The sequence below is a fragment of the Pseudomonadota bacterium genome (assembly GCA_039193195.1).
Lineage (GTDB): Bacteria > Pseudomonadota > Gammaproteobacteria > Steroidobacterales > JBCBZW01 > JBCBZW01.
This window is the reverse complement of sequence record JBCCWS010000005.1, coordinates 1-24,000: the sequence shown is the minus strand read 5'-3', so window position 1 is coordinate 24,000 and position 24,000 is coordinate 1. Positions and strand designations below refer to the sequence as shown.

Sequence of the window (24,000 nt, the reverse complement as noted above, 5' to 3'; positions counted from 1 at the left end):
TCCCTAAAAACGATAGCTAGCTTTGCGAAGCGCTTCCAGAAACTCGGCCCCTGCCGGTGACAGACTGTCGGGTCCTCTGTAGGAGATACCGACCGGGCCGTTACCGAAGGGTACGGTCCAATTAAGTTCAACCAACACGCCGCTTTCGATGTCGTGCGCCACCACGTGCTCCGGCATCAACCCGACGAGATCGAACTGCTGAAACAGCGCGCGGTTCGCAAGGTAAGAGACGGACTCGAGAACGGTGGGCGGCATATATTGCCCCTGGCCGACGAAGTACTGCTCGACCTCGCGGCGCAAGGTGGTCTCCAAGGGCGGCAGTATCCAACCGAAGGGTTTAATCTGCTCGAAGGTGACCGACGGCGCTTTGGCCAACGGGTGCTGCTTGCCCACGACCGTCAGCACCTTTTCATCGAACAGCTCCTCCTGCACCAGCTCGGCCCTGGACCGGTAGGCGGGCAGACGCCCGACGATCATGTCGATCTCGCCCGCGTACAGCGCCGGCATCAGCGCATCGTTGGTTCCTTCGACCACCTTGATCGCCACTCTGGGTCGCTCGGCCATCAGGATGCCTATCGCGGCCGGTAACAGCAGCGGCGCGGCGGCGAGCAGCGCACCGACCACCACCCGCCCGCTACTGCCCTCACTGATATCGTCGAGCTCCTGGGCAGCGTTGGAGATCTGCGCCAAGATCAGCTTGCCGTGACGAATCAGCGCATCCCCATAGGACGTGGGCACGACTCCCCGGTTCGTGCGTCGGAACAAGGACACCTCGAAGTCTAGCTCCAGGTCCTGAATAAGCTTGGTGGCCGCTGGTTGGGAGACCTGCAGCTCGCGCGCCGCATGCTGAATGCTACCGAACTCCCCCACCGCGACCAGCAAGCGCAGCTGCTTTAACTTCAGGCGCGTTACCGCGCGGTCCACAATCCGGGCGTGGCGAGCAACCATCATTGGCTCCTTTAAAACCGGATTCGCCGCGAGTCCTGCTGCAGTTTACTAACGACACTCATCGCTGTGAGGGCAGAGCTCTTCGGGTTGGTGGGTAGCGCGTTGCCGCGGATTTCGAAGGAGAAGCTTCCGAACTCGCCCGACGCAACAACTTCGTGGATGTTCTGCTCGACGTTCGGATCAGCGATGAGTTTGACCTGCGTCTGATCGAAGCCGACACCGGCGAGGGCAACCGCCGCTGCGACGTTCGCGTTCTTCGGGTACTGGATGGCCGCGTCGCGTGCCGTGCCCTCGAAATGGACGACCGCGTCGCCCCAGAGGTTGTCCAGGTCATGGTGCGCGTCAGCGGGAGAGCCCTTCCAGCTCTTCGGCGGCTTGCGCCCCACGTACGTGACGCACTGAAGATCGCCCACCGCTGCCGCCCGCAGACAGTCGAGTGCGCCGATGGCGCCGGCGACCAGATGCAACCTGGCGCTGCCCTCGGTGGCCGCCTGATCGAGGGCATGGTAGAGCTCGGCGCTGGCTAGGCCGCCGATCGAAACAGTCGTCAGGTCGATACCGCGGCGCAGTATGTGAGGGCCGTAGGCGGCTAAGGCATGGTGGCCTGCGCAGTCGATCATGTGGTCGATGTGGCCCGGCAGGTCACTCACCGCCGAGACGCACGCGACGGCGGGAAACGTGCGGGCGATTGTCGCGAGGCGTTCTGGGCGCACGAGCAGGGCATCCACCGAGAATCCACGACGCTTCAGTTCGTCGTGTACGAAGCTGCCGATCGCGCCGAGTCCGATGATGCCAACGTGCATGACGCCTCCCCCTCAGCACCCTTTGTATCGCAGTATCAGGAGGGCGCGCTATTGTAATTTTGAATAGCCAGTTTCGATTTATCCCACGGTCTCTGGCGTATGTTCGAACGCCTATGGCCAGCAAATATACAAAGCACGACGCCAAGGACTACGCCCGCCAGCACATGCGCGGGGTTTGGGCTGCCGCGCTCAATCCGTTCCGCCACGACCTTTCCCTGGACGAGGCGGGGCTGCGCGCGAACATCCGTCACTGGATAGACGAACTGGACATCAAGGGTCTGTTCATCGCGGGCAAACAGGGCGAGTTTTTCTCCATGAGTCTCGAGGAGCGAAAGCGCAACTTCGAGATCGCCGTGGAGGAATGCGACGGCGCGGCTGGCGTGATCGTCTCCGTGTCGGATCAGAACTTCGACACGGTGAAGGAGCTGGCCCATCACGCTGAGCACTGTGGCGCTGACTACATCGTCGTGCACGCGCCGGTGCTGAGCTTTGTGCACAATCGCGCAGAGGTGCTCTACCAGTACTACAAGGCGCTGTGCGACGAGCTCGATATCGGCATCGCGATGTGGAGCCATCCGGACTCTGGCTACCTGATGCAGCCTGGGGAATGTGCACGTATCGCGCAGCTACCCAACATCGTCGCGATCAAGTACTCCGTGCCCCGCGAGATGTACGTAAAGCTAAGCCATATGGTCGGTAACAAGATCCAGGTGTCCACGTCGGCAGAGCCGGAGTGGCTCGACAACATCGAAGAGCTCGGCTGGCGGCTGTACCTTTGCTCATCGCCGCCCTACCACCTGCAGACGGCCAACGACAAGCGTATGGACGAGTACACTCGTCTCGCCTTCGAGGGGAAGTTCGAGCAGGCGCGTCGCGTTCGCGACAGCCTGAACCCCGTGCGCGAAGCGATGGCCAACGCCAAACCCGCAGACAAGCCCCAGGCATTCGGCAAGTACTGGCAGGAACTGTTAGGCCAGGTAGGCGGGCGCGTGCGGCCGCCGATGCTGGAGCTGACGGACCGCGAAAGGGCTGTCATCGACGAGGCGTTTGAGTCCTGCGGCCTGCAGCGGTAGCTCACCTACGGTTCGGGCTGGGGTTACTCATTTCAGCGCCGAGGTCGTTTCATTGCACCAACGGTCCAGCCCCAAGGACCGTCAATCCCACGCCTAAAGTTCAGTCCTAACCGCCAGGAGCTCGGGGAAAAAGCTCATATCGAGCGCTTTCCTCAGGAATGGCACCCCCGAAGAGCCGCCCGTGCCGTGGCGACTGCCGATGATCCGCTGCACCGTGTACATGTGCTTGAAGCGCCAGTTCTGAAAGGCGTCCTCTATGTCGACGAGCTTCTCTGCCAGCTCGTAAAGCTCGAAATACTCCTCCGCCTCGCGGTACACCCTCAGCCAGGCCGCGCGAACGGAGTCGTTGGGCTGATAGGGCTGGCTCCAGTCCCGATTGAGCACCGAACCATCCATTTCAAACCCGACCTCACTCAACTTGCGCAGCACCACATCGTAGAGGCTGGGCTCGTTCAGGACTCGCGTGAGCTCTTCGTGTATCGCCGCATCGTGCTTATGCACCTTCACTAGGCTATTGTTCTTGTTGCCCAATAAGAATTCTAGCTTTCGGTAGCTGTAAGACTGAAAACCAGACGCGGGACCGAGCGCGTCACGGAACTTCAGGTAATCGACCGGCGTCATGGTGGAGAGGATCTGCCATGACTGCGTGATCTGCGTGAGAATCAGCTTGACGCGTGCAACCACCTTAAAGGCGTGACGGAAGTTGTCTCCCTCAATGTTCTTGATCGCCTCTGCCAACTCGTTGCCGGCAAGTTTCATCCACAGCTCGCTCGCCTGGTGGATGACGATGAACAACATCTCGTCGTGCTCTCCGGAGAGCGGATGCTGGGCGCTCAGCACCTGTGGCAAATGCAGGTAGCGGCCGTAGCTCATACGGTCCTTGAGATCCGTATGGATGCTGTGCTCCAGCTCCCGGTAGTTCTTTGGGACGATGTTCATTGCTCGTCTCCAAATACCTCGGATGCCCAGCGAAAGAGTCGGTCCATAACGTACGGCTCATCCCAGTCATCGTGGATGTTCGGTAATGCCATTACCCTGTCCATCACCTCCTTTTGCTCATCACCCACGCGCAAGGCCCGCGAGTAAGGCACGTCCGGGCGGAAGGTGACCATCGAGTAGAGGGGCGTCCAGAGGTCCGGGTAGAGGTCGCTGAACTTCGCCTCGATCTTCTTGCGCAGCTGGAAGTCTGGATCGCCGGAGAGGTCACTCATCTCGGCGAAGTTGCGCACGGCAAGCTCCGCGATGGCATCGGCGTTCGGTTTGCGCGCTTGCTCGTAGGCCGCGAGAATCTCGGGCCAATCATGACCGTGGGCCGTGATAAGTGCGTCCAGCTCCGCGCAGTCTTCGAAGCCGCAGTTCATTCCTTGGCCGTAGAAGGGCACGATCGCGTGGGCGGCATCGCCAATGAGGCCGATCCTGCGGTTGAAGGACCAGGGGTACACCTGCACCAGGTACAGCGGCGCGGGATCACGGCTCATGAAGGTCTCCACTGGAGCTTCAAGGTAGTCCATCGCATCGGCGAAGTTGGAGGAGAAGAAGCGCTCGACGTCCTCGCGCTCCCGGAGCGACTCGAAGGACGGGTCGCCCGAGTGGTTGAGGAACAGGGTGCAGGTGAACGTACCATCCGGATTCGGCAGGGCGATCAGCATGAAGTCCTTGCGCGGCCAGATGTGCAGGGCGTTCCTATCGAGCTTGTGCGAGCCGTCCACGTTGGCCGATATGTTCAGCTCGATGTAGTCCTGAGGCATATAGGTTTGGCTGTAACTGAAGCGCGGGAAGCTGTGCGCCAGGCGCCTGACCTTGGAGTTCGCGCCGTCCGCGCCGAAGGCGATGTCGGCCTCGACCACCACCTCATCGCCAGCAGTGGTGGTGAAGGTAGTGGTCGCCGTCTCGAAGTCGATGTCGAGGAGTCGATGTTCGAAGTAGCTGGTGATGTTGGGCTCGCCCTCGGCGATGCTAAGCAGCTGATGGTTGATCCCGCTGCGCGATACGGACCAGATGGCATCATCGCCCTTGCCGTAGGGAATGCGGCTGATATCGCCGTCCACCCCATGGATTCTGCGATCGTACATGGGGATCGCGTCGTGCTTGGCTTCCTGGCTCACGCCTATCTTCTCCAGCGAAGTCCAGCCTCGATCGGAGAGGGCGATGTTGATAGAGCGGCCTTGGTAGATGCTGGTACGGCGAGAGTCTGGCCGCCCCTCGTACAGGCCCACCTTGTACCCATGGCGTGCCAGAGAGATGGCCAACAGGCTACCCACCGGGCCGCCGCCAACCACCGTGATGTTCTTCTGTGTCACTGATTGCTCTCCTTTAGGAGCCTGCGCATCACGCTGCCAAAGGTGAAAACGTCTTCGAACGAGTTGTAGAGCGGTACCGGCGCCATGCGGATGATGCATGGCTCGCGGAAGTCGGCAATCACGCCCGCGGCGATCATGCGATCGAACAGCGCCCGTTCATAGCGAGCGATGTTGACCGATAGCTGACTGCCTCGCTGATTCGGATCTCGCGGCGTAATCACGCTGATGCCCGCGTCGGGAAACTCCTGCGCAAGCCGGTCGATCGTGTACTCGAGATAGCCCGTGAGCTTCTCGCTCTTCGCGCGCAAGGCCCCCATGCCCACGTGCGCGAAGATCTCCAAAGCGGGCTTCATGGCCGACATCCCGAGCACAGGGGCATTGCTGAGCTGCCAACCTTCCGCCCCCGGCATGGGCTGAAATCCCGGCTTCATCTGGAACCGCGTGTCCTTGTCATGGCCCCACCAGCCGCCGAATCGCGGCAGGTCGCCACGCCTGCCGTGGCGCTCGTGCACGAAGATCCCGCCCACGTTACCCGGGCTGGAGTTCAGGTACTTGTAGGAGCACCACGCCGCGAAATCGACATCCCAGTCATGCAAGGACAGGGGCACGTTGCCGGCGGCATGGGCGAGATCGAAGCCGGCGATCGCATCGACCGCGTGGGCCGCCGCGGTGAGGCGAGCCATATCGAACAGCTGGCCGGTGAAGTAGTTCACGCCACCGAAGAAGACGAGGGCTAGCTGGTCGGCGTTCTCCTCGATCGCCGCGAGGATGTCCTCTTCGCGAATCAACCACTCGCCCTTGCGAGGGCCGACCTCGATGATGGCCTCGTCAGGATCGAAGCCATGGAACTGCGCCTGCGTCTCGAGCAGGTAGCGGTCCGAAGGGAACAGCCGCGCTTCGCAGATGATCTTGTAGCGCGTTTTGGTCGGTCGGTAGAAGGAGACGAAAAGCAGATGGATGTTCGTCGTCAGCGAGTTCATGCAGACGACTTCGCTCTCCACGGCGCCCACGAGCTTTGCCATCGGCGGCGTTAGCAGCTCGTGGTAGCTATACCAGGGGTTGATGGAATGGAAATGCCCTTCGACGCCGTAGCGTGCCCATTGGTCCAGCTCCAGCTCGACGGAGGAGCGCACGGTCTTGGGCTGCAGCCCCAGGGAGTGACCCGTGAAGTAGACCAGCTCGTCCGTGCCTAGGGTCGGGAAGTGAAACTGCCCTCGGTAAGCCCGGAGGGGATCCCGCGCATCCGCTTGCCGCGCGTAGTCGAGAGAGGGTTGGTAGTTCAAAGCGTCACCCACCCTTCCGGTACGTCCTTACCCGGGTGCATCGCTTCACAGTGCGGGCAGGTGCGCGCTTCGCTGTCCGCGTAGAAGGACTGGTAGAGGGGCGGCAGGTCGTGGGCGATCGATTTCAGCTCCAGCTCGGCTCGGTGCACCAGGCCGCCACACTCAAAGCAGTACCACTCGAAGGCATCGCGTGCGCCTGGCGGTCGCTTGGGTTCGATGACCAGGCCCACGCTGCCTTCCATCGGCCGTTGCGGCGAGTGCCGCACATGCTTAGGCAGGAAGAAGACCTCACCTTCACGGATGGGCACGTCGTAGAACTCACCGCCATCGAAGACCTTGAGCACCATGTCACCCTCCAGCTGATAGAAGAACTCCTCCACGGGGTCGTCGTGGTAATCGGTGCGTTTGTTCGGCCCGCCGACCACGAACGCCATCATGTCCGTGTCTTCCCAGACCTGCTTATTGCCGACGGGCGGTTTTAGCAGGTGCCGGTGCTCGTCGATCCAAGCCTGAAAGTTGAACGCGGCGAGTCTGCTCATCGACGGTTTCCTAGCTCGCAAGGGGTGCAAGTTTATCGCCCGGAAATTTATCGATAAAATCGAGTTTTCAGAAGTTATTCAAAGATTTTTCTTATATGTTAGGGACTCGCCTGACCATTAAGCACCTGCAGATGATCCACGCGGTCGAGAGCGCCGGCACGCTGACGAAGGCAGCGGAGCTGTTGAACATCAGCCAGCCGGCCCTCAGTAGCCGCCTGCAGGACGCCGAGGAAGTCCTCAGCACACAACTGTTCCTACGCCGCGGCCGCCGTCTCACCTTGTCACCGGCCGGCACCCTGCTGCTCGCCTCCGCGCGCCGGATACTGACCGAACTGGTGCGCGTGGAGCGGGAGCTGATGAACCTCCCGAGCCGCGCAGGTCAGGTGCTTCGTATCGGTATGCCGCAATATGCCTCCTACTCCTGGCTGCCGGCCGCCGTGCGAGAGTTCGAGACGCTGTTCCCGACCGTAGAGCTTGAGGTCGTCTCGGAAGCAGCAGTGCATCCCAGGCACGCGCTGTCACGCGACGACGTCGACATCGCCTTGGTATCGAGCCCCACGCAGCGGATCCAGTTGGATGGCAGCCGCTACCGGTCGAAGCTGCTGATCCGCGATGAGTTCGTGGCCCTGCTGCCGGCGAATCACCCGAAGGCCGACAAGCCCTATCTGGTAGCGGACGACTTCATCGATGAAACGTACATTACCAACAGCGCCGTGCCCGAGCGTAACCGTGAGTACGAGCTGTTCTTTCAGCCTGAATCAGTCGTGCCTGAGCGAGTGGTGCAAATGGGATTCACGGGGCCGATCCTCGAACTCGTGGCCGCCGGCATCGGCACTACCATCATCACCAAGTGGATCCTCGAGTCCAATGATCGCTTCGACGGCGTCGTGAGCAGACCGCTCACGAAGTCCGGGCTGTTCGTCAATTGGTTCGCGCTCTATTCGCGCCAACCTGAACTCGGCCCGCAGGCGGAGGCCCTGTGTCGCGTCATTGCCAACAGTGGTGCCGCCTAGTGGGCCGCTTGGTAAATAAGGTGACGCTCAGCGAGTAGACGGGCGCCAGGGCAAGGCGGTCAAATGCAGCCAATGGCGATGCCATTGGCTGCGCGACGCGCCTTGCTGACGCTGCCCCTCCGCAGACTGAGCGTTACCTCATTTACCAAGCGGCCCACTAGCCTGGGACCTTCGACGCGCCCACATCCACGGACATGCAAGCCCAAGCGATAACGGGGTCGCGCAGCCCAATCCGTACTTTCATCGATACAAGCGAAGACAATCGGCACCTATATCTACCTTTAGAAACTCCTCGGTACTGCCAGGGAGCACACGTAAGGAGGAATCGATGGCGTACTATTACTTCATGCCCGTGGTAAACATCATGGGTGCCGGCGGCCTCGCCGATGCCGGCCGGGAGATCCGAGGGCTGGGCTTCAAGAAGGCCCTCATCGTGACCGACGCTCCCCTGCACCGTGAGCTGAAAGCCACCAAGGTGCTGACCGAACTGCTGAAGGACATCGGCGTCGACTACGCGGTCTACGACGGCGTCGAACCCAACCCGACCACCGCCCAAGTGGACGAAGGGACTGCGCTTCTGAAGGAGGAAGGGTGCGACTTCATCATCTCCTTCGGCGGTGGCTCCCCCCACGATGCCGCCAAGGCGATCGGCATCCTTGCCACTCACGGCGGCGACATCCGCGACTTCGAGGGCCTCAACAAGATGACCCAGCCTATGCTGCCGCTGGTGGCCATCAACACGACGTCGGGCACGGCCAGCGAGATGACCCGCTTCGCCATCATCACGGATGAAGCCCGCCACGTGAAGATGGCCATCGTCGACTGGCGCACGACGCCAACGCTGTCCGTTGACGATCCAGACTTGATGGAAGCAATGCCCCCCGATCTCACTGCTGCCACGGGGATGGATGCCCTAACGCACGCGATCGAGGCCTATGTCTCCACTGCGGCGACCCCAGTCACGGACTCCGCCGCGCTGCACGCTATCAAGCTAGTGGGCGGCTTTCTACCACGTGCCGTGAAGGACGGCCACGACCGTGAGGCTCGCGAGATGATGACCTACGCCGAGTTCCTCGCTGGAATGGCCTTCAACAGCGCGAGCCTAGGCTACGTTCACGCCATGGCCCACCAGCTCGGCGGCTTCTACGACCTACCCCACGGCGTGTGCAACGCAATCCTTCTGCCCCACGTGCAGGCCTACAATGCGAAGGCCGTACCCGCACGCTTCGTCGAGATCGCCCAGGCCCTCGGCATCGATGTACGTAAGATGACTGCGGAAGAGGCCGCCGAGGAGGCGCTGGCGGCGATAGGTGAGCTATCTGCTACGGTAGGAATTCCGCCGAATCTGGCTGCCTTTGACGTGGTGAAGCCGGCGGACTTCCCTACCCTCGCAGGCAACGCCATGAAGGATGCCTGCGGCGTAACCAACCCCAAGCAGCCTAGCAAAGAGGAAGTCATCGCCCTTTACCAGGCCGCCTACGCGGGCTAGACCGATCGCGCAACGTGCACTCTAGCTCGCGGGATCCGCCTGCTTTGCGATGCTCACCGCCTCGCAGATCACCTCTGGGTCGGCGATGTGATTTACCAACAGCAGGATCAGCTTGGCGTTGCGGCGCATGGACTCGTCGGTATTGCAGCCCTCGTGCATGGCTAGCAGCTGCTGGTAGAGCTCGTCGGCCTGCGCGGGGGCCATCGTCAAGCGAAGCGTGCCCAAGGTGAGTCCTCCAGGTGGCCCGCCACGAACTGCTTCCATCTCGCCGCTACGTATTGATCGGGGCGCAGCAGATACGCCGCGCCGTCCGTGAGATCGTAGCGCGCTCGGGCTGCTTCGTCCTCGACCACGACTTCGGGCAAGCGAGAACCCTCCGTCGACCCTGCCGTCAGCAGCTTCCACTGACCACCTAGACGGTTCAGCAACCAGCCGTCGCCGAGCCGAGCGTCGACGGCCGGAGACCCGGGGGCAATGCCGCCTGCCCACGCATCGCGGTCGGGTGCGACAAGGGCTCCCTGCGGGTAGTGCACGGGCGTGGAGAGTCGTCCGGAGTTGACGAAGGGGCGGGCGAAGGGATGGTCCGCTGCCAGCGCCAACACCGCATCGCGCAGGGCGAGGCTGGCGGCAGACTTTGGCGTCATGAAGTCAGTCGAGCGCGTGGAGTTCAGGATGTTCTCATCGGCGGTGATCACCGCCTCCTCGTTGTAGGTATCGATAAGCTGCGGCGAGGCACCGCCGAGCACGGCGCTCAGCTTCCAGGCCAAGTTGTCGGCGTCGGCGACACCGCCGTTGCAGCCCCGTGCACCGAAGGGTGACACTAGGTGTGCCGCATCGCCAGCGAAGATCACGCGGTCGTGGACGAAGCGGTTCATGCGCCGACACTGGAAGGTGTAGACAGAGTACCAGACCGGCTCGAACGCGATCTCCTCTCCCAACATGCCGCGCACCAGCGGCTCCACGTTTTCGGGCCGCTTGGCCGCCTCGCGGTCGATATCCCAACCGAGCTGGAAGTCGAGGCGCCACACGTCGTCTGGCTGCTTGTGCAGCAGGGCAGAGCTGCCGCCCCAAGGCGGGTCGAACCAAAACCAGCGCTCCGCGGGGTGGGTGGTGCGCAAGCGCACGTCGGCGATGAGGAAATTGTCCTCGAAGACACGCCCATCGAAGCGCAACCCCAGCATGTGCCGCAGCGGTGAGCGCGCACCGTCGCACGCCACGATCCAATCGGCACTAAGGGCGTAGTCGCCCTGCGCCGTCGACACCGTGAGCAGGCGTTGCTGCGCATCGAGCGCCGTGACCTGATGTCCCCAGCGAAGATCGACGTTCTCGAGCTCCGCCAAAGCGTCGACCAGGAATTGCTCCACCCAGTATTGCTGCAGGTTGATGAACCCGGGCATCTCCTGGCCCTTCTCCGGCCGCAGATCGAACTGATAGACGGGCGTGCGACGATGGCCGTGAAACACCTTGCCTACGTTCCAAACCACACCTTTCTCAACCATGCGCTGGGCCACGCCCAAGCGGTTCCAGACCTCGAGGGTGCGCTTGGAGAAGCAGATCGCCTTGGACCCGTCCGCAATAAAGTCGAGCTGGTTGAGCACCACCACCTCGTGCCCCCGGTGGCCGAGATCCAGCGCGAGCGTGAGGCCCACGGGACCCCCTCCCACGATCACGACCGGGTGGTGTCGTTCACTTGACGGCGGCGGGGACGCCCCAATGAACTTGTGCTGCGGAATGCTAGTGAAATCGCTAACCATTGCTATGTGACTCGGCGGCTGTGCCAGCAGCGATGCTCAGTCGCCCTGCAGCGCGGCCCATACCTCGCGGTCCCGCGCCATGGTCCAGATGCGCGGCCAGTCGATCCCATCGAGTTCATCCCACAGGCGTTGCACGTTGAAGGGCAGGCAGTGCTCGAAGATAGGCCAGGCGCCGAACTTGGGCGCCAAGGCCGTGTGGGTGAGCTCGAAGGCTTCCTGAAGGGTGCCCTCAGCGGCATGCACCTGACCGACGTTGTCGATCATGCCGCGAAGGAACTCGCGGGTCTGGTCGATCGCGGCGTCCACCGCGTGGCGACCGCGCGCCACGGCCCCGCGCCCGCCCACGAGATTGACCGCCTCGTAGGCCGCCACGCGGTCCAAGGTGCCTGCCACCCAATCCATGTGGAAGGCGTCGCCTGTGTACAGCGCTGCCTGCGCCTCGACGAGATCGCCGGCGAATAGAGTCTTCGATTGAGGGTGCCACACGGCGATGTCGCCAGCGGTGTGGCCGCGCCCGCAGAAGTCGAGCTCCAGGTGGCCGCGCTCGCCGCCAAGCTCGATGCGCAGGTGATTCGCGAAGGTCAGCGTCGGCCAGGTCAACCCCGGAATGCCTTCCGGCTCTCGGAACAGGCGCGGCATGCGGCCGAACTCACTATCCCAGTCCTCACGGCCGCGCTCCTCGATCAGCTTGCGCGTGACGTCAGAGGCGATGATCGCCTGCGCCGCGTAGGCGCTGGCGCCGAGCACTCTGACCGCGTGGTAGTGCGTGAGCAGCAGGTACTTGATCGGCTTGTCCGTGTGTTCACGCAGCATGGTGAGCCACTCGCGAGCCGCGGCTGGCGTGGCGCGGGCCTCGATGCAGACCACGAAGTCCTCGCCTTCGATGGCACCCACGTTGGGGTCGCCCTCGGCGGTCAGCGCGTACACGCCATCCGCCAACACCTCTAAGGTCTCCTGCTTGTCCTGTAAGTCTGCCGAGGACGCGAATGGCTTGCTCATATCGCCTTGCCTTTTTTCATCTTGCTCGCGCGGGCCCACCTTCGCACCCGAGATCGGGCACGGGGTACCGCTTTCCAAAGCTACTGCGAATCGGTAACATCTACAACCGTTTCATATGAGATTATTTTCGGAGCCTGCGTGTTCAATCTCGAGATGTTCATCCCTTATCGCCTGTACCAGGCCACGGAAAACGCTTCGCAGGCCTTTCGAGCGGTGTACGCAGAGCTCTATGGGCTTTCCCGTGCCGAGTGGCGAGTACTCTTTAACGTGGCGCAGTACGGCCCCATGAGTGCTCAGGAGATCGTGCAGCGGACCTATCTAGATAAGACCCGTATCTCGCGTGCGGTGCAGAAACTCATCGAGTGCAAGTGGCTCAAGCGCAAGAGCGACCCGGCGGACCGTAGGCGCCAGACCCTGGAGCTAGCAGCGCGCGGGCGCACGGTGGTAGATGAACTCTCGATGCTGGCGGAGCGGCACAACGAGAAGATCATAGAGATCGTCGGGGCGGAGAAAGCACAGGAGCTGTTGGCGGTACTCGAGCAGATCGAAGCGGCCGCCTTCGAATTCGACGCGGACGACGCTCGCCGTCAGCGCCGCGAAATCCAGCGATCGAGGCGAGCGTCATGAACCCAAAGACTGACCAGACGGCCACTCAGAACACCGATCTCGCCCCGCCGCCGTCCCTACACGGCTTCCACCACGTCGCCTACCGCTGCCGAAGCGCCAGGGAGACGGTCGAGTTCTACGAGCGCGCGCTCGGGGCGATCTTCGAGCTGGCTATCGCCGAGGACAAGGTGCCATCCACCGGCGAGGCGAACCCCTATATGCACATCTTCCTCAACATCGGTGGTAACAACGTGCTGGCGTTCTTCGAACTGCCACAGTCGCCCACGATGGGCAGGGACGAGAACACGCCAGCGTGGGTGCAGCACATCGCCCTGCGCTTGGCCGATGTGCAGGCCCTGGTTACAGCGAAGGCTCGCCTCGAGTCCCTCGAGATCGAGGTCCTCGGCCCAGTGGATCACGGCATCTTCCAGTCGATCTACTTTCTCGATCCGAATGGGCACAGGCTAGAGCTTGCCGCCGATACGGGTAGCGCTAACCAGCGCCAACAGCTGCGCGCCGTGGCGCGGCCCATGCTCAAGGAATGGGACAAGACCGGCCGTGCACCGAAGCACGCCGCGTGGCTACACGAGGGGACCGCGCGGTGAGCGGCGCCCTGGGCGCTATCGCAACACTTGCCTTCGCCGCGACACTGGTGGCCTTTGCCGCCGCACCCGACTGGTTCGCTAATGCCCTCACGCCGCCGCTCTGGTCCGTCGCTAGCGTGGTAGCGGGCGTGCTGATCGTGGCGCCCGTAGGCTTGGCCTGGTGGTTGGTACTGCGCTCTGGGGGCGGCAAGCGGTGAACATCGGTGCCGTTGGCATCGGCATGTTCGCAGCCATCACGGCACTCACGCTGGTCATCACCTACCTAGCCGGTCGACGGCTGCAGTCGGCGGATGCGTTTTATCGTGCGGGCGGTGGCTTGCCCGGCGTGCTAAACGGTGTTGCGATCAGCGGCGATTTCCTCTCGGCCACAACACTGCTCGGCATCACCGGCCTGTACTTCATCAGCGGCTTCGATGCGGCGATCTACCTCATCTCACCCTTGATCGGACTGCTGCTGATGCTCGGACTGTTGGCCGGGCCTATCCGTGAGCTCGGTCGCTACACGCTGGCAGACATCCTGGCGCAGCGCTTCGACGAGCGTCCGATGCGCATCCTCTCGGCGATCAACACGCTGACCATCTCCCTGTTCTATCTGATCGTACAGATGGTGGGCGCTGGGGCGCTGATCGAGACCATCTTCCATATCCCCTACCATCTCGCCGTCACCATCGTCGGCGCTCTGATGACCCTCTACGTAGCCGTGGGCGGGATGGTGGCGACCACTTGGGTGCAGATCAGTAAGGCCTGCCTGCTGGTGCTGGGCGTCGGGCTGCTCAGCGGCGCAGGACTGCTCGCCGTGGGCTTCGATTTGACGACCGTCGCCGCCGAAATCTCCGCCCACCGCCCGTCCGCGTTCCTGGGGCCTGGCACAGTCACCAAAGATGCTTTCGCCTCTCTCTCCCTAGCCGCAGCGCTGTTGCTGGGTATGTGCGGGCTACCGCATGTATTGATTAGGCTTCTGACGGTGAAGGACGCACACGAGTCGCGCGTATCCGTGGCCGTGACCATGTCGGTGATCGCCTTCGTGTTCCTCGCCATCCTGTTCCTAATCGGCCCGCTTTGCGTTGGTCTGCTACAAGGGCGTGACGGCGTGTTCGTGGACGGCCAGATCGTGGGCGGCAGCAATATGACCGTTCTCCATCTTTCGAATGCAATCGGTGGATCAGTGCTTGCCGGCTTCATCGCCGCGGTCGTCTTCGCCACGATCCTGGCCGTCGTGGCGGGCCTCACTATGGCCTGCGTAGGCACTTTGGCACATGATCTTTACGCCCGTGTGCTGCGCGCCGATCGGCCGCCCGACGAGCAGGAACTCCTACGCGCCTCGCGGGCCAGTACGCTGCTCATCGGCCTGGCCGCCATCGTGCTCGGCCTAGGCTTCGAAGGGCAGAACCTGGCGTACCTCGTAGGCCTGGTCTTCAGCGTCTCGGCAAGCGCGAATTTCCCCATTCTCCTCATCGCTTTGTACACACCGCATGCCCGCACGCGCACGCCGCTTGCCGTCGGCGCGACAGGTCTCATCGCCAGCCTATCCTTGGTGATCGCCGGGCCAGCCGTATGGGTGGACGTGCTTGGCAACGAACGGCCACTGGTGGCGCTGCGCTACCCGGCGCTGCCCGCCCTCGTGGTGACGGGCGTAGTGGCAGCGGTCCTCCTGGGGTTGGACCGGCGCGCTCGACGCAGCGGTGACGGATAAGGATCGACTAACTCAAACGCTGGCGCCCGAGCTGCCGAACGCTTAGCCTCGAGACGCGCGTACCTCGTCTACGGTTCCACTCACTCGCGGCCTCCCGTGTTCCCGTTACCGTCGCCTCTCGAGGGTCCGCGGCGGCGACGGCAGCGATGACTTTGCCGTCTCGACCCTGATCGTGATGCGGACCCTGCAGGCCGCAATGATGCCGGTGAAGATGATGTGCTGCTGGTCGCCAAAGCCCCTGAAGAGCATAAGAGCGGGCATGAGTGTGTGTCAGGCTCGCGGTGGTCTTGTATCATGCCCGACTGAGATCGTTTGAGGCGCGAAGTACCCGGCTCATCGCCTGCTGGGAGCATGCGGGTCGAGAAGAGACCTCGTCAACGGATGCCGACCTACGTGACACGCGATAACGCTCAACGAAGTCCCTTCATACTCGGCGCGATTCGCGTCGAGCCCACGCTCAACTCGCTGTTCCGTGGTGATACCAGGTTCCCCCTCGAGCCGCGCATCGTCGACGTCCTTTGCCTGCTGGCTGAGCACGCGGGCGAGGTGGTCGGGCGCGACACCATAATCGATACGATCTGGGGCCTAGAGCATAGCGGCGATGAGAGCCTAACGAGGGCGATTTCGCTCATTCGCAAAACCATTCGGGACGCCGGTGAGGCCGAGGAGTACGTCGAGACGATCCCCAAGCGCGGCTACCGTATCGTGCAGCCTGTAGCGCTTATCACGCCTGAACCACCTGCCACCGCACCCGATACGACATCACCCGCGCCGGCGCCTCAGGCAGCGGCCCCCGCGAAGTCTGGCCTGCGGCTCCTACCGCGGATCGCGGTATTGGTCGGCGCGGTTGCTATCGTGGCCATCAGACTCGTTATCCCGGACCTGTTTTCGGGCAACACGACCACGGATGCCAGCGGCTCGGTCATCACCGCGGACGCGTCAGCGCCGCACACCCCCTCGATCGCCATCTTGCCCTTTACTTCCCTCTCACTGGCCGACGAGGACCGCCTGTTCGCCGATGGCGTTGCAGTCAGCCTACTCACTCGGCTCGGGCGCATCACAGATCTCGAGGTGGCAGGACAGCGCTCATCGTTCGCTTACCGTGACCGCAACCTCGACCTGCGTACGATTGGCGATGAGCTCGGCGTGGATCATGTGCTGGATGGCACGGTCCTTCGCAGCGGCGATGAGATTCGAGCCACGATCCAACTCGTTCGAACCACCGACGGCGTACAGATTTGGAACAAGGCCTACAATGCGCTGCTAAACGATGTCTTTGCGATCCAAGACGACATCGTTCGGCAAGTTGGTCGACAGCTAGAGATTGAGTTAGGTGTCGGGCGGTACCGAGGACGCACCAGCGGCGAGGGCATCGAACCGGAAGCCGTCGAGCAATACTACTTAGGCCTTGGGCATTTCGGCGAGCGTATGCGCAACAACGAGGCGCGCCTGCAGGCTTACGACGCTTTTCAAAACGCCGTGCTGATCGATCCCCAATTCGGAGAAGCGTGGGCAGGCATCGCATTCGTGGGCTCCACCAGTGTTGGCAGCCCGCTGTCGCGGAACTTCGACAAGTTTCGCCGGGATGTCTCGCATGCCTTCGAGCGCGCGTTCGCACTCAATGCGAATGACGCCTCCATCCACGCTGCCATGGTCTTTTGGAGCCTGGGGCCTGCGTTCGATATGCAAGCTGCGCGAATGCACGCGGAAACGGCTTTGGCCCTAGCACCGGCTCAGTTTGACGTCCTCTATGCGAATGCCGGACTCAAGATGTACAGCGGCGATGTCGAAGGCGGTATCGACCTGTACGACCGACTGATGGCGCTACAGCCGGAGAGTCTGTCGGGGGCACAAGTACGTGCCCGATGGCTGGCGACGGCGGGGCGAACCGAGGATGCCTTTGCATTTTTCAACGCCTGCCAGGCCGAGCGATGCCTAGGGGAAGGCTTCGTGGCGTTCGCGTCCACCTTTGCCGTGTTGTCTGGTGACCCAGAACTCGCAGCCCAATGGCGCCCGCACTACGAGGAGTTCGAAGCGTTTCTGGCGAGTCTCCCGCCTCAGGCAAAGCCAAACGTCACGCGTATCTTGCCCGCCTTCTTCTCGATCATGTTCGATCGGCCGGACAAGCAGGAGCAGGTAGAAGCATTGATCGAACTCTATGGAACGGCCCCCGTGACCGAACAGGTAGGCATGTGGGCGCCGGTGTTTAGCGGCCTTCTTCCGGAAGAGGCTTTCTTCGCGGCCCTAGAACTCGCTGCCGACCAGGGAAAGTTCCTGAGCACAGGCCATGCGCTCATGCCCTATTACGGCACCAACCCGTACCCCGAGTGGGTGCTGAAACACCCGCGTTACCGCGCGTTGTTCCAGCGCCCCGAACTCGCGGAGTTTGCCCGTGTTCGTCAGGCGCACGGGTGGACCGACGGCTTGCCGCTATCCACCGAATAGCGAGCGCCTACTGCGAGCTGACCAACACTTGAGATAGCCAGGCGAGCTGAGCGCTCATCCGACCGAAAGAGCAGGTCATCAGCGCGCCGAGGATGCGCTCGATCTCCTCGTCCTCCTGCTTGGCCTGGGCAAGCGCTTGGTCCATCGCGTGCTCGAGAGCTTGCATCTCAGCTCGGCGCTCTTCATTGCGCCTGCGATCTGCCTCCACGGCGTTTCGAAGGATCTCGTCGAGCAGTTGGCCAATTTCTTCTTGTGAGTTGCTTCGTGCATCTAGGGCGTCGTCCAGAGCTCGCGTTACCTCGCGAGCGCTGTTGAGCACGTTCATCGCTTCCTCCAAGAGGTAAGATCTTCCCGTCCATCAGACCCGTGCCGATGGGAGTTACCGTTAGTTGAGGAAGGCAACTTTGCCGAAGATCACGCGGTCGACCAAGGTGCCGCCGCTAGGCGACGCCTACCCCTGGCTACAGACCACGAAAGGACCCCGCCGAGGCACTTGGCCCTGGACAGCCGCAGCGAGGCCTGCGCGAGTGTTACTCAGGCACAACAGGTGATCTTTGAGTCAGTACTGCTGAGCTACCGAGACAAGGCATCGGCAAGCCGTACTAGCCGCACGAATTCCCGACGATCGCCCTCGTCTCTGCCGCGATTGGGTTGCGCCAGCGCCATGACAGATCCGTAGTCATAGTCTTCCAACCGGGGATCGGCGCGCAGCTTCTGAGCAAAAGCGGCGACCGCTGCGGCGAAGGCCAACTCCCGCGATCGCTCGGTGTTTGGGGCCACTGAAGCCTCACGAGTGACCGGGAAATCGAGCCGACGTCCACTGCCCTCGCCGGGTGCCTCGTAGCGGATCTGCACAACCGCCAACTCATCGGTCGCGGCGTCCTGATCGGGAAGCGAGTCCAACCGCTCAGCATCACCGCCCGGTGCCACGATCTCGTACATGGCGGTGACTTGATGGCCGGCACCGACCTGGCTGTCGCCGTCCATACGCTGTTCACTCCGGTCCTCACCTTCCAGTGCGCGGGTTTCGTAGCCGAGCAGACGATAGGTCGCAACCTGAGCGGGATTAAACTCCACCTGGATCTTCACGTTCTCGGCGATGCTTATGAGCGTGCCATTGAGGTACTCAACGAGCACCCTGTGCGCATCGCGGGGCGAGTCGATGTAAGCCGCCTGGCCATCGCCATGCTGGACCAATGCCTGCATCAGCTCATCGTCGAGGTTGGCGTCACCAACACCGAGCACAGAGAGCGAAACACCTGACGCTCGCTGGCGCTCGATCAGCCTGCGCAGAGCTTGCGTGTTACTCGTGCCTATACTGAAATCGCCGTCCGTGGCCAGGATTACACGATTGAGCTTCTTATCGTTGTAGTGTGCCTCAGCTAACGCGTAGGCGTTCTCGATGTCAGCCAGGCCCACTCGGTCACCGTCCGCTTGCAGGCGCCTGAGAGCATCTTCGATGCGCGTGCTGTTGGATGCCGCAGTGGGCTCGAGCAGTACGCCAGCGGAGCCCCCATAGGCCACGATACCTACGGTGTCTTCGGGCCCTAAGCCCTGCATTAGCAGCCGCAGGAAAGAGCGCACGAGCGGCAGTCGATCGGGCGAAGCCATCGAGCCGGAAGCGTCCACGAGAAACACCAGATTGGCGGCCAACCGATCCTCTGCGGGCGGCTCGTAGCCCTGTATGCCGATACGCAGCAACTGCGCATCGTCGCGCCACGGTGCGGGCATTAGGGCAACGTCCGCCTTGAAGGGCCTGTCGAGCTGCCTTGGGGCGTCGTAGTCGTATGAGAAGTAGTTGAGCATCTCCTGCGTACGCACGGCCTCCGGCGGTGGGAGCACGCCCTCTTGGACCAGCCGTCGCACGGAGGCGTAGCTCGCCGTGTCTATATCCCACGAGAATGTGGAGATGGGCGACACGCGCGTGTCAGTGACGAGGTTGGCATCGGCCGCGGCATAGGGGATCGCGTCTGTGCCGGACCTGCCTAGCTCTCCCCCGTCGCCTCGCGCGGGCAGCGGCGCCACGCCCACCAAATCCAGGCGCTGGTCATTCACCGCCTCGGGCGTATTCGAGAGAATCAGCAGCGTGATGGCGGACACGACGGCAGCGAACGAAGCTGCTAGACCGTAGCGACCGATGTAGACCCAGCGATTCTGCACGGGCCGATTTGTCCACGGTCCGTGCGCTGGGCGCAGGCGTTGATCCGCGCGTGACATCTCAAGGGCATCAGCAGCGCATTGTTCGTCAAAGACGCCTAAGGCATGCTCGACGGCGCGTCCGCGTGCCCCCCGCGGCGATGGCGCGTCGCCTTGTCTCGCGGCTTGGGATCGAAGTTCGTCGAGGATGTCGGTCACGCGATCACCTCCCCGCCACTCGGCTTTGGTCGTATTTCGGTCGTGTTCAACTGTCTGCTTAGGGTCTTGCGCACCTCGGACAGGCGCCAGGAGATCGTGCCCTCCTTCACCTTGAGCACCTCGGCGGCCTCGCCGTGCGTAAGGCCGCCGTAGATCACCAAGATGGTGGTGTCCCGCAGGGGTGCGGGAAGCGCCTCCACGGCCTCGCGCAGCAATTGGCTGCGCTGGGCGTGGCGCTCATCGACATGCTGTAGGTCTTCGCGTTCCGCCAGGTACTCGGCGGTCCTCTCCCGCCGCAGCTTGTGCTTACGGCGGGCGTCGTGGGTGGCGTTCAGTATCACTCGGTAGGACCAGGTGCTGAATGTCGAGTCTCCACGGAACCCCTTGATCTTTCTCGCCATTGCGGCGCACACATCCTGCGCCAGATCAGCCGCTTCGTCAGGTTCTCGCAGGCACTGCAGGCACAGGCGGTAGATGCGCCCGTAATTGCGCTCCAGCAACGTGGCGAAGGCGGCGCGGTCACCCTGGGCAGCAGCGCCGGCCAGTCGATCGTCTGTGGTGGGATCGCTCATCGTGTCAGTTAGACGTGTGGCCGCTCGGAATCCTTGGGACCTGGGACCAGACTCGTTCATAGGACAGGATGCGCCGACGAGACGCGAGACGGCAACAACCCCGCGGTGCGCTTCAGTCCTCCAACCTAAAGGCGATCCGGTTCCTCACACCCGCCACCTCGATGGGCTGCCCGTTCACGACGCGCGGCTTGTACTTGAACCGCTCAGCCGCATCGATGGCCGCTTGGTTGAACACGGCGCGCGTAGAGTCGAGCACCAACACGTCTCGCACCGTGCCCTGGCGGGTCACGGTGAACTCGACGATCACCTCGCCCTCCCATCCGCGCTCCAGGGCTCGTCGGGGATAGATCGGCGCCACCTTGATGATAGGTAAGTACTCCCCATCCGCGGCGGCGAGACCGAGAGAGCCAACCACACCGAGCCCGGCACCGCCCGCGACGGGTGCGCTATGGGTGAGGGCGATGGCGGCATTCGTGGGATCGAGCTGCATTCGGGGCACTTCCGGCGGCGGGGTCTGCGGCTGCGGCGGCTTCTCTGGTTTCCTCCGCTGTGTCTGCACGATCTCCTCCTCAGGCTCGCGCACGAAGATCAGGATCTCCCCTGGTACGTCCATGACGATGGCTGTCTCACCCGTCGAGATCAGGTATTGCATAACGAAGACGAGAACGAAGGTCACCGCAACCGCCAGGCCGGCGGACGGGATCAGTCTGAATGCTTGCACCATGGCTTGCCTCCAAGGGGTTCGCAACGTAGGGAGCTTAGCCAGCGACCATAGAGACGAACCCGGCCACTCCCTCACATGAGCGAATACCTTATCGACCTGATCGCTGGCCGCCCATATAGACGCACGAGGTCGACGATTACTTGGAAACGGCGCATCGACAGAGCACTTGCAAGACGGCGCGTACTCGCCATGGTGCTCCAACACCACGGACTGAGTTCACCCCCAGAGAGCGAGGCGCTCGTTCGGTGGCACCTAGTGGGATTTTCGATAGACTGGCGTGTCTGGCGCCTAATCGCTGACCCAGTTCGCCTCTGGCGAGTTCAACTGCGCATGAATGGCGCTGCGGTGCTGTGCGGCGATCTCATCGTTCCGTCGCTGGATCTCGATGAACTGGGCTGTCTTTCTTATGGGATCGAACACAGGGTCCAGTGCCAGCTCCCAGCGCGTGTAACCCAGTTCAACGAAGCGACTCAGCCACGGGTAGGCGCGGCGAGCGTCGCCGCGAAGCATCATCCAGACCGCACCGTTGTAGAGATCGTCGGGCAACGTGCTGTCCTGCGCCTGTGCACCCTCGAAGTAGGCGTCGAGCTTTGCCATCAGTGCCTTCGCTTGCGGCAGGGACAAGGCCTGCGCTGCGGCCGCTACCAGCTGCGCTGGCGATACCTGCGCCTTACTGAGTGGCGCATCTTGTTCCAACACGGCCGAGCGAAATCCCTGCACGATATCTGTCTCATTAAGTTCCTCGAAGTCGCGCAGATAAAACAGCACGTTCACATGGATGCCAGTCTCGGGGGGTGTTAAAAAGGTCCGCGCCTCCTGCGCTCGGCCCTGCGCCACGGCCACCAGAGCACGATCCTCATCGCCAGGAGCGATTCGACGCGCGAGGTCGTACATACCCGTCTGCAGGTAGATATCGAACAAGCGGTAAGGCGGCGCTGCGGGGTTGAGGGCCTGTACCTGCTTCGCATAGAAGTGCGCGGAGGCGAAGTCATCCGACTCGTACTGCACGCTGGTCATGCCATCCAACGCCAGGAAACTGTCAGGATTCCAGCGCAGGTTGTACCTAGCGCTCTCCAGGGCGCCGGCGAAATCGCCAAGCTTGGTCTTGGAGTAACTGATGGCGCTCAGCACTACGGCCGAGAGCGGATCGAGCAGAGCCGCGCTTTCGTAAGCTGAGAGCGCTTCCTGCGTCTTCCCAATGAACTCGTAAGCACTGCCGAGTCGCAGGTAGGCAGACCCGTAGTTTGGATTGATGGCGATAGCCTGGCGTGCGTAAGCCAACGCCTGCTCGGCGTCGGAGCTCTCCACCGCAAGGAACGCTGCCGATGTGAGCGCCTCCGCCGACTCCGGCGCCAGGTCCAACGCGCGCTCCACCAGCGGTGCCGCACGCGCCAAGGCATCCGCACGAGTCATCCCACCGTAGGCTCGCATAAACAAGAAAGTGTCGGCGAGGCCCGAGTATGCGGGCGCGAAGTTAGGGTCGATTCGCACTACTTCGCCGTATAGCCTTGCAGCACCGTCGAGCGACTCCGGCGAGCGCTCGTTCATCGCTTCACGAGCCCGCAGGTACACCTGGTAGGCCTCGACAGAGTCAGTGCGGGATGTCGCCTTCTGCGCAAGCACGAACCGCAGGCGATCACTCAGAGCCTCGACCACCTTGGCCGCAATCTCGTCTTGCACGGAGAACAAGTTCCGCGCCGTGAGGGGACGATCGTAGGTTTGCGACCACAGGTGACGATCGGTGCTGGCCTCGATGAGCTGAGCGGTGATCCGCAGCGTGGCACCCGACTTGCGTATTGAGCCCTCGAGCACGTGCGCGACACTGAGCGCCTGACCGATTTCAGATACCGACAGGTTGCTGCCCTGGAACGCGAAGGAAGAGGTGCGGGACGGCACTCGCAAGCCATCGATTCGCGCAAGCACGTTCAGCAGTTCCTCGGAGATACCCTTGGCGAAGAAGCCCTGATCGGCGTCGGGCGAGAAGTCCTCGAAGGGCATCACGGCGATCGACAGCCCGGCAGAATCGCTCGGCCGCGATGGGGCGTCCGCCGACGCACTGGGCGCCCCTTGCGTGGCAAAGAAATTGTAGCGAAGCAGCTGCCAGGCGATGATCAAAGCGACCAGGGCGCACAGACCGATGACGAGCGCATCGAGCTGCCGCGCCTTGACGGGCGTAAGTCCTGCCACATCCACTGTGCGCACGAGGCTGATGCCGCTACCCGTTCGCTCGAATAGCCAGGTCATCAACAGCGCAACGGGGAACCCAACCAACAAGGCAGTCACGACCACCGTGTCGAAGAGCTCGGGAAGGTTGAGAGAGTCCTCGAGGGTGGTGGCGATCTGGGCGAGGAGCCAACCGCCCACCGCGTAGACTCCCGCGGCGCGAAAAACTCTCCGCCGTTGTAGCTCCGAGAAGAGATAGTCCATGGCAGTCGCGCGCCCGATCTTCACCCCTCCACTCACGGTGGCGGATGTCCCTGTAGCCCCAGCGCCGACGATACCTTGAATCGCTCTGCAGGACACCCGCTTCGCAGCAGCTCACGCCACCCTAACGGGCAAGACTGCCGATCACTACTGCCCCTCACCAACCAGCACGGCACGCTTGGCACAGACGCCGAACAGGGGCTGTTATGACAACTCTCTTGGCGACCGAAGATTCTGTTCAGACACTGACGCACCTCGCGAGCTTCAGGTCTTCACACCATCGACGAACGCGGGCTACGGCCGGTGACGCCACGAGGGCGTAAGCACTCAGGTTACTGTCCACCAATCGCTTGGCTTAGCTCGCCTGCCTCGAGG

Annotated in this window: 22 protein-coding genes; 8 read left to right on the top strand and 14 right to left on the bottom strand. The window is 62.5% G+C overall.

What is annotated here, in order from left to right; all coding sequences use genetic code 11:
• Nucleotides 1–3: 3 nt before the first annotated feature.
• Together AAGA68_06830 and AAGA68_06825 are read right to left on the bottom strand one after the other, a co-directional pair.
• Nucleotides 4–951: a LysR substrate-binding domain-containing protein gene (locus AAGA68_06830; GenBank protein MEM9384757.1), complete on the bottom strand. Its 948-nt coding sequence runs from the start codon at nucleotides 949–951 to the stop codon at nucleotides 4–6.
• A gap of 8 nt (nucleotides 952–959) precedes the next feature.
• Nucleotides 960–1,751: an aspartate dehydrogenase gene (locus AAGA68_06825; protein MEM9384756.1), complete on the bottom strand. Its 792-nt coding sequence runs from the start codon at nucleotides 1,749–1,751 to the stop codon at nucleotides 960–962.
• Between the two features lie 113 nt (nucleotides 1,752–1,864).
• Between AAGA68_06825 and AAGA68_06820 the strand changes: the two genes are divergently transcribed.
• Nucleotides 1,865–2,824, top strand: coding sequence for a dihydrodipicolinate synthase family protein (locus AAGA68_06820; GenBank protein MEM9384755.1), 960 nt, complete (start codon nucleotides 1,865–1,867; stop codon nucleotides 2,822–2,824).
• A gap of 93 nt (nucleotides 2,825–2,917) precedes the next feature.
• On the opposite strand, the gene AAGA68_06815 is transcribed toward AAGA68_06820, so the two are convergent.
• From AAGA68_06815 to AAGA68_06800, 4 genes are read right to left on the bottom strand one after another with little or no spacing between them, the layout of a single operon-like run.
• The gene (locus AAGA68_06815) at nucleotides 2,918–3,763 is read right to left on the bottom strand and encodes a tryptophan 2,3-dioxygenase family protein (GenBank protein ID MEM9384754.1); all 846 of its coding nucleotides are present in this window, start codon (nucleotides 3,761–3,763) and stop codon (nucleotides 2,918–2,920) included.
• Nucleotides 3,760–5,124, bottom strand: a complete 1,365-nt coding sequence (locus AAGA68_06810; protein ID MEM9384753.1) for an NAD(P)/FAD-dependent oxidoreductase — start codon at nucleotides 5,122–5,124, stop codon at nucleotides 3,760–3,762. Before AAGA68_06810 ends, AAGA68_06815 begins: the two co-directional genes overlap by 4 nt.
• Nucleotides 5,121–6,419: a kynureninase gene (kynU, locus tag AAGA68_06805; protein MEM9384752.1), complete on the bottom strand. Its 1,299-nt coding sequence runs from the start codon at nucleotides 6,417–6,419 to the stop codon at nucleotides 5,121–5,123. The genes AAGA68_06810 and kynU overlap by 4 nt, the downstream gene beginning before the upstream one ends.
• Nucleotides 6,404–6,946, bottom strand: coding sequence for a 3-hydroxyanthranilate 3,4-dioxygenase (locus AAGA68_06800; GenBank protein MEM9384751.1), 543 nt, complete (start codon nucleotides 6,944–6,946; stop codon nucleotides 6,404–6,406). The genes kynU and AAGA68_06800 overlap by 16 nt, the downstream gene beginning before the upstream one ends.
• Before the next feature lie 95 nt (nucleotides 6,947–7,041).
• Here AAGA68_06800 and AAGA68_06795 point away from each other — a divergent pair, with 95 nt between their 5' ends.
• Both AAGA68_06795 and AAGA68_06790 read left to right on the top strand, forming a co-directional pair.
• Nucleotides 7,042–7,959 (top strand): LysR family transcriptional regulator, encoded by a 918-nt coding sequence (locus tag AAGA68_06795; protein ID MEM9384750.1) that lies wholly within the window; start codon nucleotides 7,042–7,044, stop codon nucleotides 7,957–7,959.
• A gap of 328 nt (nucleotides 7,960–8,287) precedes the next feature.
• Nucleotides 8,288–9,448, top strand: coding sequence for an iron-containing alcohol dehydrogenase (locus tag AAGA68_06790; GenBank protein MEM9384749.1), 1,161 nt, complete (start codon nucleotides 8,288–8,290; stop codon nucleotides 9,446–9,448).
• Between the two features lie 21 nt (nucleotides 9,449–9,469).
• On the opposite strand, the gene AAGA68_06785 is transcribed toward AAGA68_06790, so the two are convergent.
• Genes AAGA68_06785 through AAGA68_06775 form a run of 3 tightly spaced genes read right to left on the bottom strand, consistent with a single transcriptional unit; the run spans nucleotide 9,470 to nucleotide 12,201 of the window.
• The gene (locus tag AAGA68_06785) at nucleotides 9,470–9,673 is read right to left on the bottom strand and encodes a DUF2783 domain-containing protein (protein ID MEM9384748.1); all 204 of its coding nucleotides are present in this window, start codon (nucleotides 9,671–9,673) and stop codon (nucleotides 9,470–9,472) included.
• The gene (locus AAGA68_06780; protein ID MEM9384747.1) at nucleotides 9,655–11,202 is read right to left on the bottom strand and encodes an FAD-dependent monooxygenase; all 1,548 of its coding nucleotides are present in this window, start codon (nucleotides 11,200–11,202) and stop codon (nucleotides 9,655–9,657) included. The genes AAGA68_06785 and AAGA68_06780 overlap by 19 nt, the downstream gene beginning before the upstream one ends.
• 36 nt (nucleotides 11,203–11,238) lie before the next feature.
• Nucleotides 11,239–12,201, bottom strand: coding sequence for an MBL fold metallo-hydrolase (locus tag AAGA68_06775; GenBank protein MEM9384746.1), 963 nt, complete (start codon nucleotides 12,199–12,201; stop codon nucleotides 11,239–11,241).
• A 138-nt stretch (nucleotides 12,202–12,339) separates the two neighbouring features.
• Between AAGA68_06775 and AAGA68_06770 the strand changes: the two genes are divergently transcribed.
• The 5 genes from AAGA68_06770 (at nucleotide 12,340) to AAGA68_06750 (ending at nucleotide 17,550) form a co-directional block, all read left to right on the top strand.
• Nucleotides 12,340–12,828 (top strand): helix-turn-helix domain-containing protein, encoded by a 489-nt coding sequence (locus AAGA68_06770; GenBank protein ID MEM9384745.1) that lies wholly within the window; start codon nucleotides 12,340–12,342, stop codon nucleotides 12,826–12,828.
• On the top strand, nucleotides 12,825–13,412 hold the full coding sequence (locus tag AAGA68_06765; protein MEM9384744.1) for a VOC family protein: 588 nt from the start codon (nucleotides 12,825–12,827) through the stop codon (nucleotides 13,410–13,412). The genes AAGA68_06770 and AAGA68_06765 overlap by 4 nt, the downstream gene beginning before the upstream one ends.
• Nucleotides 13,409–13,609 carry a hypothetical protein gene (locus AAGA68_06760; protein MEM9384743.1) on the top strand — a complete coding sequence of 67 codons (201 nt, stop codon included), beginning with the start codon at nucleotides 13,409–13,411 and terminating at the stop codon, nucleotides 13,607–13,609. Before AAGA68_06765 ends, AAGA68_06760 begins: the two co-directional genes overlap by 4 nt.
• Nucleotides 13,606–15,105: a cation acetate symporter gene (actP, locus tag AAGA68_06755; protein ID MEM9384742.1), complete on the top strand. Its 1,500-nt coding sequence runs from the start codon at nucleotides 13,606–13,608 to the stop codon at nucleotides 15,103–15,105. Before AAGA68_06760 ends, actP begins: the two co-directional genes overlap by 4 nt.
• A 393-nt stretch (nucleotides 15,106–15,498) precedes the next feature.
• On the top strand, nucleotides 15,499–17,550 hold the full coding sequence (locus AAGA68_06750; GenBank protein ID MEM9384741.1) for a winged helix-turn-helix domain-containing protein: 2,052 nt from the start codon (nucleotides 15,499–15,501) through the stop codon (nucleotides 17,548–17,550).
• A gap of 7 nt (nucleotides 17,551–17,557) precedes the next feature.
• On the opposite strand, the gene AAGA68_06745 is transcribed toward AAGA68_06750, so the two are convergent.
• From AAGA68_06745 to AAGA68_06725, 5 genes are all read right to left on the bottom strand, one after another.
• Nucleotides 17,558–17,875, bottom strand: coding sequence for a hypothetical protein (locus AAGA68_06745; GenBank protein MEM9384740.1), 318 nt, complete (start codon nucleotides 17,873–17,875; stop codon nucleotides 17,558–17,560).
• Nucleotides 17,876–18,123: 248 nt separating this feature from the next.
• Nucleotides 18,124–19,710, bottom strand: coding sequence for a von Willebrand factor type A domain-containing protein (locus tag AAGA68_06740; protein ID MEM9384739.1), 1,587 nt, complete (start codon nucleotides 19,708–19,710; stop codon nucleotides 18,124–18,126).
• 191 nt (nucleotides 19,711–19,901) lie between these two features.
• Entirely contained in the window at nucleotides 19,902–20,477 is a 576-nt protein-coding gene (locus AAGA68_06735; GenBank protein ID MEM9384738.1) for an RNA polymerase sigma factor, read from the bottom strand.
• 112 nt (nucleotides 20,478–20,589) lie between these two features.
• A complete protein-coding gene (locus AAGA68_06730) occupies nucleotides 20,590–21,201 on the bottom strand; it encodes an energy transducer TonB (protein MEM9384737.1) in 612 nt (203 codons plus the stop codon).
• Between the two features lie 288 nt (nucleotides 21,202–21,489).
• A complete protein-coding gene (locus tag AAGA68_06725) occupies nucleotides 21,490–23,652 on the bottom strand; it encodes a hypothetical protein (GenBank protein MEM9384736.1) in 2,163 nt (720 codons plus the stop codon).
• Nucleotides 23,653–24,000 lie beyond the last annotated feature (348 nt).